13 protein-coding genes are annotated in these 14,108 nt (G+C 68.4%); 2 read left to right on the forward strand and 11 right to left on the reverse strand.

All coding sequences use genetic code 11. The annotated features are described in order from the left end of the window. Nucleotides 1-3: 3 nt before the first annotated feature. Nucleotides 4-1,461, forward strand: a complete 1,458-nt coding sequence (locus AB4Z55_RS08105) for a wax ester/triacylglycerol synthase domain-containing protein (RefSeq protein ID WP_004022622.1) — start codon at nt 4-6, stop codon at nt 1,459-1,461. Next, on the forward strand, nt 1,458-2,636 hold the full coding sequence (locus AB4Z55_RS08110) for an alpha/beta hydrolase family protein (RefSeq protein ID WP_354563398.1): 1,179 nt from the start codon (nt 1,458-1,460) through the stop codon (nt 2,634-2,636). Before AB4Z55_RS08105 ends, AB4Z55_RS08110 begins: the two co-directional genes overlap by 4 nt. Nucleotides 2,637-3,139: 503 nt before the next feature. On the opposite strand, the gene AB4Z55_RS08115 is transcribed toward AB4Z55_RS08110, so the two are convergent. From AB4Z55_RS08115 to AB4Z55_RS08165, 11 genes are all read right to left on the reverse strand, one after another. Continuing rightward, nucleotides 3,140-4,204: an LLM class flavin-dependent oxidoreductase gene (locus AB4Z55_RS08115; protein WP_369519518.1), complete on the reverse strand. Its 1,065-nt coding sequence runs from the start codon at nt 4,202-4,204 to the stop codon at nt 3,140-3,142. Then, nucleotides 4,201-5,235: an ABC transporter substrate-binding protein gene (locus AB4Z55_RS08120; protein ID WP_354563396.1), complete on the reverse strand. Its 1,035-nt coding sequence runs from the start codon at nt 5,233-5,235 to the stop codon at nt 4,201-4,203. The genes AB4Z55_RS08115 and AB4Z55_RS08120 overlap by 4 nt, the downstream gene beginning before the upstream one ends. A 48-nt stretch (nt 5,236-5,283) precedes the next feature. Then, nucleotides 5,284-5,634 (reverse strand): ferredoxin family protein, encoded by a 351-nt coding sequence (locus AB4Z55_RS08125; RefSeq protein ID WP_004021158.1) that lies wholly within the window; start codon nt 5,632-5,634, stop codon nt 5,284-5,286. Then, on the reverse strand, nt 5,631-7,271 hold the full coding sequence (locus AB4Z55_RS08130; RefSeq protein ID WP_354563394.1) for an FAD-binding protein: 1,641 nt from the start codon (nt 7,269-7,271) through the stop codon (nt 5,631-5,633). The genes AB4Z55_RS08125 and AB4Z55_RS08130 overlap by 4 nt, the downstream gene beginning before the upstream one ends. Next, nucleotides 7,264-8,025 (reverse strand): ABC transporter ATP-binding protein, encoded by a 762-nt coding sequence (locus AB4Z55_RS08135; RefSeq protein WP_101822298.1) that lies wholly within the window; start codon nt 8,023-8,025, stop codon nt 7,264-7,266. Before AB4Z55_RS08135 ends, AB4Z55_RS08130 begins: the two co-directional genes overlap by 8 nt. Before the next feature lie 6 nt (nt 8,026-8,031). After that, entirely contained in the window at nt 8,032-8,907 is an 876-nt protein-coding gene (locus AB4Z55_RS08140; RefSeq protein ID WP_248643426.1) for an ABC transporter permease, read from the reverse strand. 136 nt (nt 8,908-9,043) lie between these two features. Further along, nucleotides 9,044-10,372 carry an alpha/beta hydrolase domain-containing protein gene (locus AB4Z55_RS08145; protein WP_354563393.1) on the reverse strand — a complete coding sequence of 443 codons (1,329 nt, stop codon included), beginning with the start codon at nt 10,370-10,372 and terminating at the stop codon, nt 9,044-9,046. A gap of 8 nt (nt 10,373-10,380) precedes the next feature. Next, nucleotides 10,381-10,770 (reverse strand): carboxymuconolactone decarboxylase family protein, encoded by a 390-nt coding sequence (locus tag AB4Z55_RS08150; protein ID WP_101822293.1) that lies wholly within the window; start codon nt 10,768-10,770, stop codon nt 10,381-10,383. After that, nucleotides 10,767-11,648: an NAD(P)-dependent oxidoreductase gene (locus AB4Z55_RS08155; RefSeq protein WP_239399710.1), complete on the reverse strand. Its 882-nt coding sequence runs from the start codon at nt 11,646-11,648 to the stop codon at nt 10,767-10,769. The genes AB4Z55_RS08150 and AB4Z55_RS08155 overlap by 4 nt, the downstream gene beginning before the upstream one ends. Then, the gene (locus AB4Z55_RS08160) at nt 11,645-12,385 is read right to left on the reverse strand and encodes an SDR family oxidoreductase (protein ID WP_101822289.1); all 741 of its coding nucleotides are present in this window, start codon (nt 12,383-12,385) and stop codon (nt 11,645-11,647) included. The genes AB4Z55_RS08155 and AB4Z55_RS08160 overlap by 4 nt, the downstream gene beginning before the upstream one ends. A 196-nt stretch (nt 12,386-12,581) precedes the next feature. Further along, a complete protein-coding gene (locus tag AB4Z55_RS08165; protein WP_354563391.1) occupies nt 12,582-14,048 on the reverse strand; it encodes an aldehyde dehydrogenase in 1,467 nt (488 codons plus the stop codon). Nucleotides 14,049-14,108 lie beyond the last annotated feature (60 nt).

Genomic DNA, 14,108 nt, shown 5'->3' on the forward strand with positions numbered 1-14,108 from the left:
ATCATGCATTCTGTCAGGCAGATCGACCGATCCAGCAGAACTCCGGACGCCGAACGGATGTCCGGTCCCGACGCGCTTATGCTCAACATGGAGTCGGCGTCGAACCCGATGCACACGCTCAAGGTCGCGGTTCTCGACACCGCCCGGCGGGGCCGTCCTCTCAGCCTGACCGAGATCGCCGGCGTCCTGCCCGACCACCTCGGGATGTTTCCACGCGCGACCCAGCGGCTCGCCTGGGCGCGCGGACACGGCGCCCGTCCGTTCTGGGTGCGCGACAACGACTTCGACGTGTGGCAGCACCTGGACGAGCGATGGGTCGCCGCGCCGGGGGGACGTGCCGAGCTCGACGAGATCCTGTCCGAACTCGCGGTCCGGCAACTCGACCGCAGCCGACCGCTGTGGGGGCTGACCCTCGTTCACGGTCTCGCCGGCGGGCGGCAGGCGGTCGTGGTGCGCGTCCATCACGCCGTCGCGGACGGACTCGCCGCACTGAACACCTTCATGGCCGCCACCGCCGGGCCCGACGAGCGCGTCGGACAGGCGCCGGTCGACCGCACCCGGGTCGATCACGACGACGACGAACTCACGCGTGCAGCGCGCTCGGAGTCCCGGCGCATGATCCGCGATCTGCCGTCCGCGGCGTCGGCCCTGGTGCGCGCATTCTCGGCGAAACGCAAGGCCGGCAACGCCGACCTCATCCCGAAACCGTTGACGGTCCGTCGGACGAGCTTCAACGCGCGCAGCGGCGCCGACCGGATCTGTGCGTCCGGGGACATTCCGCTCGCCGCCGTGCAGCGACTCGCGCTCGCCACCGGCACGACCGTGAACGGTGCGCTGCACGGGGTCATCGCCGGGGCGATCCGGGCCGAACTGATCGCTCGCGGCGAAGAACCGGGAGTCGCGGTGTCCATCTTCGGAGTGTGCAAGGACCTGGCCTCGACGCGTGTTCAGGGCAACGAGATCGCCACGGCCATGGCGTATCTGCGGTCGGATCTGGCCGACCCGGTCGAGCGGATCGCGGCCACGGGGGCGAGCTGCGCCGCCACCGTGCACTGCCGGCGCGCCGTCGGATTCGAACTCACCGACGTACTGGCCACCTACACCGGACGGCTCGGCCCGATCTTCCGCGGTCTGGCCGCGAATCGTGCACCGCTGGTGATGAACAACATCACCACCGCCAACATGCCCGGTCCGCGCACCACGCGGTGGGTCGGGGACATCGAGGTCGTCGACTGGATCTCGTTCGCACTGGCCATCGCTCCAGCCGACGTCAACCTCACCACGTACAGCTACGCCGGCAAGCTCAGCATGGGCCTCATCGCGACGCCGGAGTCGATGCCCGACCCCGCCCGGTTCCTGAGGCGGGTGGCGGATGCGGCCGTCGAAGCCGCTGACGCGCTCGAACGGCAGACGGTGGGCGAGAACGAGAGCGACGACGCGATGGCGCAGGAGGCGAGTTGATCGACTGGGAGTCCGGAGCAGCTCGGTTGGGGTTGTTCGCGAAGGTGGTGCCGCGTGCGATCGGCAGTTCGCGTGCGGCCGGTCGCGGCGACCCGGAGGCGGGCGTTCCGGCGGCGGACTGCGGTCCGCGGATGGTCGGGGAGACCGCCGTCGACGAGCTGTTCATCGCGATCAACTCGGTGATCCGGGACATCCCGCCGATCGAGTTCGTGGAGCAGTGCGTACACCGATGCACCGGTGTCGCAGAGGAGTTGGCCGCGTTGGGACCCTCGGGAATCCACCTCGACCCCGGGCCGCCCGGCATCGTCTCGCGTGACCGGAAGACCTTCGGGACCACCTCGTTCGATCACATCGACTACTCGGTGGCAGTGCCCCTCCCGGAGTCGATCGCCGCCGCCGACCCCTACGCCGACGGGATCGCCTCGGTGCGTGTGCTCTCGCGGCGCCGGGCCGGTCGTCGCTGGCTGATCTGGGTCCACGGGGCGGCGCAGGGGCGCGCCGACGATCTCTACGCGTTCCGCGCGGCCAACCTGTACAACAAGCTGGGCTACGACGTGGTGTTCCCCGTCCTCCCGGCACATGGCTCCCGCCGAGTCGAGAAGGTCGCCTACCCGGGCTTCGATCCGCTGGTCAACACCGTCATCACGATTCGGGCGATCGCCGAGATCCGTTCGCTGATCACCTGGATCGAGGGTCAGGAGCCCGCCGACATCGCGATCGCGGGGACTTCGCTCGGCGGCCCGATCGCGGCCATGGTCGCCTCGATGGATCCCCGCGTCAGTTCGGTCCTCGCCGTCGTGCCGATGCTGGAGATGCACGCCACCCTCGCCCATCACATGGAGCGCGGCGGATCCAAGGGCCGTCATCTGGCCTCGCTGATGCGCAGCGAACCGGTCCGCGCGGTGTCGTCGGTGATCAATCCGCTGTCGGTGGAACCGATTCCGACGCCCGAGCGGCGAATGGTCGTCGCGGCGCTCAACGACCGCGTCACCTCGGTGTCCGCCGCCCAACAGCTACACCGCCATTGGGGCGGTCAGGTGCACTGGTACTCCGGTAGTCATGTCGGACACGCCATCTCGGGCAGTATCCGGCAGGCCACCGACGAGTTCCTGCGCGCCTCCCCGCCCTCGGCCTCTCGGTCCGACAACGAACCCGGCCTGCGCTCGCTGATGTGAGGGCAGCGCTGTTCCCGTCAGAAAGAAGACAAGACCATCGGCCCGCCGGGTCACGAATCAGGTTGAGTGAGTGCGCCACTCGGGTGCCCTCCGCTGCCTGAAGTTGTTGCGCGTATGGGCTCGGGCGTCCGTCGCTTCCTGAGGTGTTGCGCGTATGGGCTCGGGCGTCCGTTGCTTCCTGAGGTGTTGCGCGTATGGGCTCGGGCGTCCGTTGCTTCCTGAGGTGCGAGGAGCGATAGCGACGAGCCTCGAAGGGGCCGGTGAGGGATGAGCCCTTCGAGGCTCGCTTCGCTCGCACCTCAGGGGGCGGGGTGGGCTCGCTTCGCTCGCACCTCAGGGGGCGGGGTGGGCTCGCTTCGCTCGCACCTCAGGGGGCGGGGTGGGCTCGCTTCGCTCGCACCTCAGGGGGCGGGGTGGGCTCGCTTCGCTCGCACCTCAGGGGGCGGGGTGGGCTCGTTTCGCTCGCACCTCAGGGGGCGGGGTGGGCTCGTTTCGCTCGCACTTCAGGGTGCCGCGACAGCCGCTCCGAGGCGCTCGTGCACGCGCGGGACCACCTCCTCCGCAAAGCGTTCCATCTCGGCCTCGAAGGGCTGGAACTGCAGCATGAACGTCTCGATCCCGGCCCGATGGAAGTCCGCGATCCGGTCGGCCACCTCGTCGTAGGACCCGACGAGCCCGGCTGCGGTACCGCCGTTCGTGCCGATCGCGGGGTAGCGCGCGAACGTCTGGAACATCACCGCCTTCTCGTCGGCACCGCCGGCGATGTTCGCCAGGACGGGCTGATCGAGCTCGTTCAGCTTCCAGTGGTGATCGAGCTCGCGCTGAGCGGATTCGGCATCGTCACGGGCGATCACGAAGGCCGACAGTCCGTAACGGATAGGCGCGCCGGTCCGTTCGCGCCGGCCGACGTCGGCGATGAGTTCTCGGACCCGCTCAGTCGGTTGACCATTGATGAACCACACGTCGCCCTGGGCCGCCACCAGGTCGCGGGCCGGATCGGATTCTCCGCCGACGTAGATCTCCGGACGTGACCGGAAACGTCCGGTGGGGTTGATCTGATAGTCGTCGATGCTGAAATACCGTCCCTCGTGCGAGACCCTCTCCCCGCTGAGCAACCTGCGGACGATGGTCAACCATTCGGCGCCGTACCCGTAGCGATCGTCGTGCTCGGGGAACGCGATCCCGGCCTTCTCGAGCTCGGGGCGGAACCATGCGTTGACGACGTTCAGGGACAGTCGACCACCGGAGATCTCCTCGATGTTGGCGGCCTGTTTGGCCAGCACCACCGGATGGAACAGCAGCGGCTTGATGGCGGCGATCAATTCGATCGTGGACGTCGACGCGGCGAGTGCGGCTGCCGATGTCCATGTCTCGAGCTGATCCCATTCCGGCGAGAACGGGTTGATCACGTGCTGGGCGATCAGTGTGCTGTGAAACCCGAGTTCCTCCGCGCGGCGGACCAGTGCCAGGTTGCGCTCCCAGGACGCGTCTACCGGGTCGGCGGGATGATGTGCCGAGGCCCACGTGCCGTAGACATTGGCCCACACACCGAATCGAGGCCCGGTCACGGGTTCGGTCCCGGGGTGGGACGCTGGAGCCAGGAGTCGAGTTCGAAGTCGTCATCGATGCTGCCCTGTTGGACCAGGAAGGCTTTGGTGCCGGTGAGCAATTCGACGGCGCGCGCGGGGAACGCCTCCTCGGAATAACCCTCCGGGTTGGCCGCGGCACGGACCGCGGCTTCGGGTGCCTTGGAGTTGCCCAGCTCGAATCGCAGGTACTCGTCCCAGTTCGCCTTCGCGAAGCGGACCGACGACGCGTGCAGTTGCTGCCACGTCGCGGCGAATTCCGGGTTCTTCTCCAGGAACTGCTCGCTGCTCACCGTCACGCTGGTGCCGGCGAGATCGGGATGGTCCCGGTAGACCGAGTCCACGAGGTGGAACCCCTTGCCCTCGAAGGTCTGCAGCGCCACGGACGGGATGACGCCGGGCAGCGCCGCGCCGTCGATCTCACCAGAGTTCAGCGGAGCCTCCTGATCGGCCGGATACAGGTGGATCAGATTCGCGGTGATGCCCCGCTCGGCCAATGCGCCCTGTAGATAGCGGTCGATGTAGGACCCCTTCGGCACGCCGATGTTCTTGCCGGCCAGATCGGCCAGCGAACGGATCGACGGGTCTTTGGCCACCACACCGGCATCGTTGTCGAGCTGGTTGATCGTCAACAGGCGGGTTTGCAGCCCCGAGCCGCGAGCGACGAGCGCGGGGGTGTCGCCGTAGCTCGCGACGTCGAGACGTCCGCCGATCAGCGCCTGGTTGAGGTCGGGTCCGTTCGGGAAACTGAAGACCTCGACCTTGTTGACGCCCAGCGGTGCGAAGGCCCCGAGCAGTTCCCCGCGACTGTGGGCGAAGCCGACCGGTCCGGCGATGACGTTGCTCGAACCGATCACCCCGATCCGGAGCGTGTCGATGACGTCGCGCTGCGCCGACGACGAGTCTTCGGATCCGCAGGCGGCAATTGCCGTCAGCGCCACGCCGGCCGACAGCAGTGCGATCGCGCGTCTGATCCGACGCAGCGGTGGTCCGAAAGATGTTCTGGTGGGCATGGTTTCTCTGTTCTGTGAAGCTGGGAGCGGGGGAACGAGGTGAGCCGGTCAGTCGGTGTGCTGCTCGACGAGCCGGGGTGGCGGGTCTCCGTGCGGGATGGGCGGTCCGACCGCGGTCAGGCTTCCGGGCGAGCGTCCCTTGCCCCAGCCGAGACGTTCCCGATAGGTGCCGACCAGCTCGAGCGGCACGGTGTCGCCGGCGCCGAGCGGGGACGACTCCGGACTCACGTAGAGAGCATCGGTGGGGCAGTACGCCTCACACATGAAGCATGTCTGACAGTCCGATTGCCGGGCGATCGTCGGCACGCCGTCGGGCCCGGTGTCGAAGACGTTGGTGGGGCAGGCATTCACACACTTGTCGCAGGCGATACACGCCGATGCGACGACGAGCTCGATCATGCGGGAACACCGACGGCGAGCCGCGGAGCGGGGTGGCCGGGCCGGCGGGCGGTCGAACCGGGTGTCGCGACCCAGACATCGGTGAGTCCTCCGGTGCGGACGTGATCGCCCAGTGCCGGGTCGAGGTCGGGGTGGTCGGCGCGCTTGCTCATCCCGCGGGATTCGGTGCGGGCGAGCGCGGACCGGTAGATCCACCGTCCGACGGCGGTGATCGCCGCGGCCTCCCGGGCACGTATGCGCCCTGCCGGTGTGCGGGCGCGGTAGGCATCTCCGGAGAGCTCGTCCCACAGCGAGTCCAGTGCGCTGAGCGCGGGCGTCATCCGGTCCCCGTGGCGCAGGTAGTTCTTCTCGAAGGGGATCAACTCCCGCTGTGCCGCGGTCACGACCTCGTCGGGCGTGATCCCGCGCCGAGCGGCGCCCGGTCCGGCGGTGACCAGTCCGACCGTGCCGGTACCGGTCAACCGGTCGAGCGGGATCGCCCCACCGTTCTCGCGGGCCGCGCGTGCCGCGGCCGCACCGGCGAAGCTGCCCGACGACATCGCCCAGGCGGAGTTGTGGCTGCCCCCGCCGGTGAAACCGCCACAGATGCGTTCCCGGGTCGCGGCGTCGCCGGCCGCATACAGGCCCGGGACCCCGGTCCAGCACTCGTCGTCGACGATGTCGATGCCACCGGTACCGCGCACGGTGCCCTCGGCGAGCAGGTCGACCTCGAACCGGTCGGTGAACGGGTTGATCCCACGGCGGTCGAACTGGAGAAAGAAGTTGGGTTGGCCCAGACGCATCTGTGCCGCCACCCGCTCGTCCGCCCGATCCAGTTGCGCGTAAACCCTCTCCTGCAACAGAGTTCGCGCGATCACCGAACGGCCTTTCGTCGACCCCGCGCCCTCGACGATGCGTCCATCGGCGTGGAAGAAGGTGGCGTAGCCGTAGTACGCGGTCTTCGTCACCGTGGAGCCCTTCGGGACGATCGCGTAGGCGTTGGCGAATTCCATGCCCGAGAACGAAGCACCGACCTCGGCCGCCATGAGGGCGCCGTCGCCGGTGTCGACGTTGCTGCCCAGCGCCTTGGACAGGAATGCGCATCCGCCGGTCGCGACGACCACCGCGCCGGCGGAGACCCGGAAGTCGCGGCCGGTCTGTCGCTGGTGGCCGGCGGCGCCCCGAACGGCCCCTTCGCTGTCGGTGAGGAGTTCCAGGACCGGGGAGTGGTCGAGGATCCGCACGCCGCGGCGTCGAACCCAGGCGCGCATGCGACGCATGTACTCCGGACCCTGCACCCCTGTGCGGATGGGCTCCCCGGTGTGCTCGTCGACCGGGAACGGGTACCGGCCCTCGGTGCCCAGCCGGTGCATGTTCGCATACGTCTTGTCGAGGACGCGGTCCATCCAGGAATGGTCTGCGAGATACCCGCCGAGTGCTTCGCGACTCGCCTTCGCCGCCGAGCGCTTCTCCGGGTCGGGAGCGACGTACCAGACGCCGGTCCCGGCCGGGGCCGTCGTCCCCGATGAGCCGCAGTAGCCCTTGTCCGCGAGGATCACCTCGGCTCCGGCGTCGCGGGCGTGGATGGCGGCCCAGGTGGCAGCGGGGCCGCCGCCGATCACCAGCACGTCCGTGGACAGGGTCAGAACATCAGACATGAGTGAACTCCCGGGGTGTCGGTGTGGGGTCGGTGGATTCGGCGTTGCTTGCGCCGACGCCCAGTCCGGCGAGCAGTTGCGAACGGAGGGCTACGAACTCGGGGTCGGTGATCCGGCGTGGCCGTGGCAGATCGACGACGATGTCCTGCGCGATCCGGCCGGCTCGCAGGATCAGCGCGCGATCCGCGAGGAGTAGGGCCTCCTCGACATCGTGCGTCACGAGCAGCGTTGCCGGACGGTGTGCTTCCCACAGGCGGGCCACGAGACGCTGGGCGTTGATCCGGGTGAGGGCGTCGAGCGCGCCGAAGGGTTCGTCGAGCAGCAGCAGGTCGGGCTCCCGGACGAGTGCCCGTGCGAGCGCGGTGCGTTGGGCTTCGCCACCCGAGAGGGTGGACGGCCAGGCGTCGGACTTGGCCGCGAGCCCCACCTCGTCGAGTGCTCGCAGAGCGCGGGCCTCGGTGTCACCGCCCCGTAACCCGAGGGCAACGTTGCGCCACACTGACATCCACGGCATGAGCCGATGTTCTTGGAAGACGATCGCCTTCGCCGATGGCGCCTCGATCGTTCCGGTGAAGCCGCGGTCGAGACCGCCGATACCGCGGAGCAGCGTGCTCTTCCCGGAACCGCTCGCGCCGAGCAATGCGACGAATTCGCCCCGTTCGATGGTCAGATCGACACGGTCGAGCACTCGCCGACCGTCGAATTCCCGTGCGGCCCCGGTGACTCGGACGCCGTCGATGCGATTCTCCGTCATCTCACCTCACCTTCCTTCGAATCCGTTGCGCCACGACAGGAATCGGCGCTCGAGTAGCCGCACGGCGATGTCGGTGAGCAGTCCGAGTGCCGCATAGATGACCAGGACCAGGAAGATCTGATCGGTCCGGAGGTACTCTTTGGCGTCGTTCATCAGGAAGCCCAAACCGACCGGAGTGGTCTGCATCTCGGCGACGACAAGGACGAGCCAGCCGATGCCGAGTGCCTGCCGCAGACCGACGAAGATCTGCGGCAGTGCGCCCGGCAGGACGACATATCGAACGAGTTCGAAGCGCGTCAGTTCCAGCGATTCGGCGGCTTCGACGAGCTTTTGATCCACTCCCCGGATCCCGGCGAGAAAGTTGAGATAGATGGGGAAGATCGGGGCGACGATGATCAAGGCGATCTTGAACGAGTCGCCGATCCCGAACCAGATGATGAAGACCGGGACGAGGGCGACGGCGGGCATCATCCGCAGCACCTGGACCGGTGCATTGACCAGGTCCTCGGCCACCTTGAAAAGCCCGGCGGCCGCGCCCAGTACCGCGCCGATGGCGATTCCGATCGCCAGCCCGATCGCGACGCGACGTCCCGACGCGGCCAGGTGGGTCCAGAGTTCACCGGTGCTGATCAGGTCCCACCCCGCCTCGACCACCTCGGTGGGCGCGGGAGTGGTCGTACCGAGCCATCCGCGCGCACCGAGCTGCCAGATGACGACCACCAGGATCAGCCCGATGGACTGGCGCAGTGTGCGAGTCGCGGCGTGACGGGTGAGCCGTCGCCGACGCGCCCGTGCCGCCAGGCCGTCGGACGGCACGTCGACGGGCCCGGCCGCGGACGGGCCGGATGCGACACCGACCGGTGTCGTGAGTTCTAGAGTCATCGAAATCCGCCTGGGAGAGGGGCTGGCAGGACTTCTGGGACGCTACTGAGAACTCGACCCCGTCGGCACCGTTGGAGTCATGGTGATTTTCAAACCACCGCGCGCCGAGAGTGATCGGCGGACGGCCGGTTCGGGTTCAGTCCGGGATCAGTTCCGGATGGGCGTCGGCGAGCAGCTCGTCGCGGTCCTCGGTGAGCACGAATCCGCCCGCAATCGCGGCGTCGGCGGCATTCCGGTAGTGCTTCTCGTACTCATCGCGCGTTCCATACCGCGCCACCAGATCGGCGGCGGGGACCGGTGACGTCGTTCCGAACAACAGACAGATCCGGGAGACCGGGTCGGCGACGATCCCGCTGAGGACCTGGGTAGGCGCGTCGACACATGGTGTGCGAACCCCGCCCCGGACATTGCCCATGTCGTCGAGCTCGAAGACGGGGTCGATGCCGCCGGCATCCCGGAGAGCCAGAGGTTCGGCAACCGGAGGCGGATCGCCCCCTTCGGCCCAGGACCGAAGGTGTCGCAACGCCGATCGCAGGACGAACCGCTGCTGGCCCCGGTTGACGGGGTCGGGGCAGCCGAGGAATTCCTCGAAGTCGCCGACCTGGTGGAGATCGGCGTGGGCCGTGCCCGCCATCTCCCACACGCGGAGCCGATCGGAGTCCGGTTGCCGCACGGCGTGATAGCGGAAGTTGGTCAGGAGGTCGGTTTCGGTCTGCACCACGAAGACCGGTGCGTCCAGGTCGGTGCGGATCGTGGTGGGTTCGCAGTCGAAGACGGTCGCCACGTCTATACCCGAACCGACTGCGCCGGCGGGCAGTCCGGCGGCCGCACGGCTGTGGATGAGGTATCCGTCGAAGGGCGCCGCATCCGGGCCGATGATGTTGACATAGGTCGTCAGAGCCATCGCCGATTGCGACTCGCCGACCGCGAGCACGGTGGAGACCGGCAGACCCTCGAGCGGGTGGCCGCCGGCGGCGGTCTCGCGAACGGCCCGCCCGACGGAACTGAAGATGTCGTAGCAGTACGCATCACCGGGGTGCCGTAGGCCCGCATACCGTTCCGGGTCCCTCGTGGCCAGGCTCTGCGGGGCACCGGTGTCCACACCGACCGAACCCGCCCCGCCCTCGACGCCGACGTACTGCGCCGACACGCCCACCCATGCGTGCCCGGCGCGAACGAGTTCGGCCGCCACATAGGAGTATTCGGGTGCGGCGTCGGCACCACTGCTGACGTTCAGCCACTCGACGACGACACAGCCGCTGAACGCCGCGGCGTCCGCGGGTCGACGGACGACGATCCGGGTCGTGAACCCGGCGGCCGGCGCGCCGGTCTCGCCGACGACCGAGTCGGCGGTCCCGGACGCCGCGTACTCGGTGTCGGTGTATCCGGCGGCGACGAGGTCGGGTAGGGGTGAGGCGCTCAGCAACGAGCATCCGTTGCCGCCGCCCAGGACACGAAAACGCATGAGTCGGCTCACTTCTTCTTCCGGTGCTGCTTGATCACCTCGCCGAACATGAAGTGCATCTTGGTGCCCTGCGGCCAGCCGACGTAATAGCAGAGGAATAGACTGATCTCCTCGAGCTGCTCGGGCGTGAGCTCCCCGTTGCCGAGGGCGGCACCGGCCTGGATCTCGGCGACGTCGATGTTGTTGCTCGCGGCGAGCGCACCGAGCAGGAGCAACCGGCGGTCACGGTTGGACAGGCCCTCCCGGGCCCACACGTTGCCGAACACCTGGTCGGCGGTGTGCGCGAAGTAGTCGCCGGGACCGTCGCTCACCTCCCAGCCGTACACCTCGGACATCTTGGCGAGGCCACGCCTGCGCGCCTCGTCGGGTGCGTCGTCGGAGACGTTGGATCGGGTCATGCTGGTTCTCCTTCGAGGTGGGGGACACCGAGCCCCGCGGCCAGATCCCGCAACGCGAGCCGCCCGAGAGGTAGATCGACGCCGAGCTCGTCGCCGAGCGCGAGTGCGAGCGCCAGGTCCTTCTCGCCCAGGGTACGGACGCCGGTGAGGATGCCGTACCAGGGATCGTCGGCAGGCACCGGAGCGGTGGTGTCGCGCAACATGATCGCCCCGGCTCCGCCGGTCACGGCGTCGGAATGGCGGACGACCTTGCCGAGCTTGGTGATGTCGATGCCGGCGGCCTCGGCCAGGCGCGCGGCCTCGGTGGTCGCGGTGAACGAGATGAAGTGAAGCAGGTTGCGGGCCAGCTTCATCCGGGTGCCCGCACCGACCTCGGGACCCGCATGGACGAGCATGTCCGCGGTGAGCGCGAACGGTTCCTTCAACTTCTCGTAGGCGGCGCGGGGACCGCCGACCATGATCGCGAGGCGGCCCGACGCCGCGCCCATCGCGCCACCGGAGATCGGGGCGTCGAGGAGCGTGACCTCCCGTGCCGCGCACTGTTCGGCGAGCTCGACGGCGGTTTCCGGCGCGATCGTCGAGTGGACGGTGATGACGGTGCCCGGGCGAGCTGCCGCCAGCAGTCCGTCCGGCCCGGTGATCACCGAACGCACCTGGGCGTCGTCGAGGACGCAGATGCCGATGATGTCGGTCGTCGAGGCGAGGTCGGCGAGCGATTCCGCAGCGGTGGCGCCCTTCTCGACGACCTTCGCGATGGCCTCGGACGACAGGTCGAACACCGTCAGCCCGCCGGCCCAGGCGGCCAGACTCCCGGCCATCGGCCCACCGATGTTGCCGAGTCCGACATACCCCAGACGGATGGGGGACGACTCACTCATGAGCGGATGACCTGGCCGCCGTCGACGTTGAAGATCTGGCCGGTGATCCACCCGGCCTCGTCGGACAGCAGGAACAGGCACATCCCGACGAGATCCTCGGGGGTGCCGAAACGCTTCAGCGGCAGCCGGTTCACGATGTCGGCGACCATCTCCTTGGGCGTCGTGGTCCGGGTGGCCTCGGTGTCGATGGGGCCGGGGGCGATCGCGTTGACACGGATGTTCTGCCCGCCGAGCTCGGTGGCGAGCTGCTGGGTCAGACCGTTCACCCCGACCTTGGCCAGACCGTAGAAACCGCTGTACAGCCATGCGGCGGTCGAGGACTGGTTGACGATGGCGCCGCCGCCGTTGGTCATGTGCGGGTAGACCGCGCGGGTCACGTTGAGCGCGCCGTCGAGGTTCACGCTCATGAACTTCTTGTAGTAGTCCCAGGGCACGGTGATGAGAAAGTCGAGCTTCATCCCGCCGTAGATCGCGGCGTTGTTGACCAATCCGTCGATCGAACCGTAGGCGTCGACGGTGGCGGCGGCGAGTGCCTTCGCGGAATCTTCGTCGGCGACATCGGTGCTGACGTAGAGCCCGCCGATGTCGGCGGCGACCTGCTTGCCCTTCTCGTCGGCGAGGTCGGCGACCACGACGTTCGCGCCTTCCGCGGCGAGCGCACGTGCATACGCCTCACCGATCCCGCCGGCCGCGCCGGTGACGATGATGGTCTTGTTCTCGAAACGCTTGGAACTCATTGTCCTGCTTTCTGTGTGGTTGATGGCTGGCCCTTCGTGGCTCGCTGCGCTCGCACCTCAGGGAGCGGTAGAATTAGCTCCCTGAGGTGCGAGGAGCGGGGTTGTGGGTCCTGTGCTCCCTGAGGTGCGAGGAGCGATAGCCGCCGGGCCGAGCAAGCGACGAAGGAGCGCGTCGAGGTCGACGAGCCTCGATGGGTCATGCGGGGCGGGCGACGGCCTTGGTCTCCAGGTACTCCGCGAAACCGGCGACGCCCATCTCGCGGCCGATTCCGGACTGTTTGAAACCGCCGAACGGGACGTCGGCGGAATACCAGATGCCGCCGTTGACGCCCATCGTCCCGGTGCGTACTCCGTTGACCACCTTGTTGACCCGCTCCTCATCGGTCCCGTAGACCATGCCGGACAGGCCGTACGGCGAGTCGTTGGCGATGCGGATGGCGTCGTCGTCGCCGTCGTGGGGGATGATGACCAGCACCGGCCCGAAGATCTCCTCCTGCGCGACGCGCGCCGAGTTGTCCAGTCCCGAGATCAGGGTCGGCTCGACATAGAATCCGGCGGGTTTGTCGGCGGGGCGGCCACCCCCGATCTCGATGGTGCCCCCTTCGCTGGTTGCGAGTTCGATGTAGGACTCGATGCGCTGACGCTGCCGGGCGGAGATGACCGGTCCGCAGATGGTGCCGCCGTCGGTCGGGTCCCCGGCGGGCAGCCCTGCCATCGCGTCGCGGGTCGCGGTGATCGCCTCGTCGAGTGCGGTGCGCGGCACCACGAGACGCGTCGTGATCGCGCACCCCTGGCCGGCATGGGTGACGACGTTGAACGCGGCCATGGCGCAGGCGGATCCGATGTCGGTGTCGTCGAGGACGATGAAGGCCGACTTGCCGCCGAGCTCGAGAAACACCTTTTTCAGTGACTCGGCGGCGGCTGCCATCACCTTCTTGCCCGTGGCGGTCGAGCCGGTGAACGAGACCAGGTCGACGCGGGGGTCGGTGCTGAGCTGGGCGCCGAGCTGGTGGTCGGTCGAGGTGACGATGTTGAGGACGCCCGGCGGGAAGTCTGTCTCTTCGGCGACCACCTTGCCGACGAGCGCTGCGCACCACGGGGTGTCGGGTGCGGGCTTGAGCACCACCGTGCACCCGGCGGCGAGCGCGGGTCCGATCTTGGCGAAGTTGATCTGGTGCGGGAAGTTCCACGGCGTGATCGCGCCGACGACCCCTACGGCCTCCGAGCGCAGTTCGCGGTGGTTTTTCAGCCCCATCGGCTTCGCGGTGCCGAGGTCGCTGGTCCACTCGTAGCTCTCGGCGAGGTCGGCGAAGTAGCCGAGATCCGTCACCGGTCCCTCGAACTGCGGGCCGTGGGTGAGGAACGACGGGCACCCCACCTCGGCGATCGTGAGGTCGCGGAGTTCGTCGCCGTGGGCGAGCAGTGCGTCGCGCAACTGACGCAGACAGCGAGCGCGGAAGGCGTGATCGCGCGACCAGTCGGTGGTGTCGAAAGCGGTACGCGCGGCCGCGATGGCGGCATCCATGTCGGCCGCGGTGGCGTCGGCCGCCTGCCCGATGACCTCCTCGGTCGCGGGATTGACGACGTCGAAGACGCCGCCGCTCCCGGGGGTGAGCTTGCCGTCGATCAACAGATCCGACGCGGATACGGGGCGAAGAGGCATGAGCTGGAACTCCATCTGGACAGGTGTCTGGACTCGCGTTCAAAGCTAGTGTAGCGTGGC

Origin of the sequence: Gordonia sp. ABKF26, assembly GCF_041103195.1 — a bacterium.
GTDB classification, from domain to species: domain Bacteria; phylum Actinomycetota; class Actinomycetes; order Mycobacteriales; family Mycobacteriaceae; genus Gordonia; species Gordonia terrae.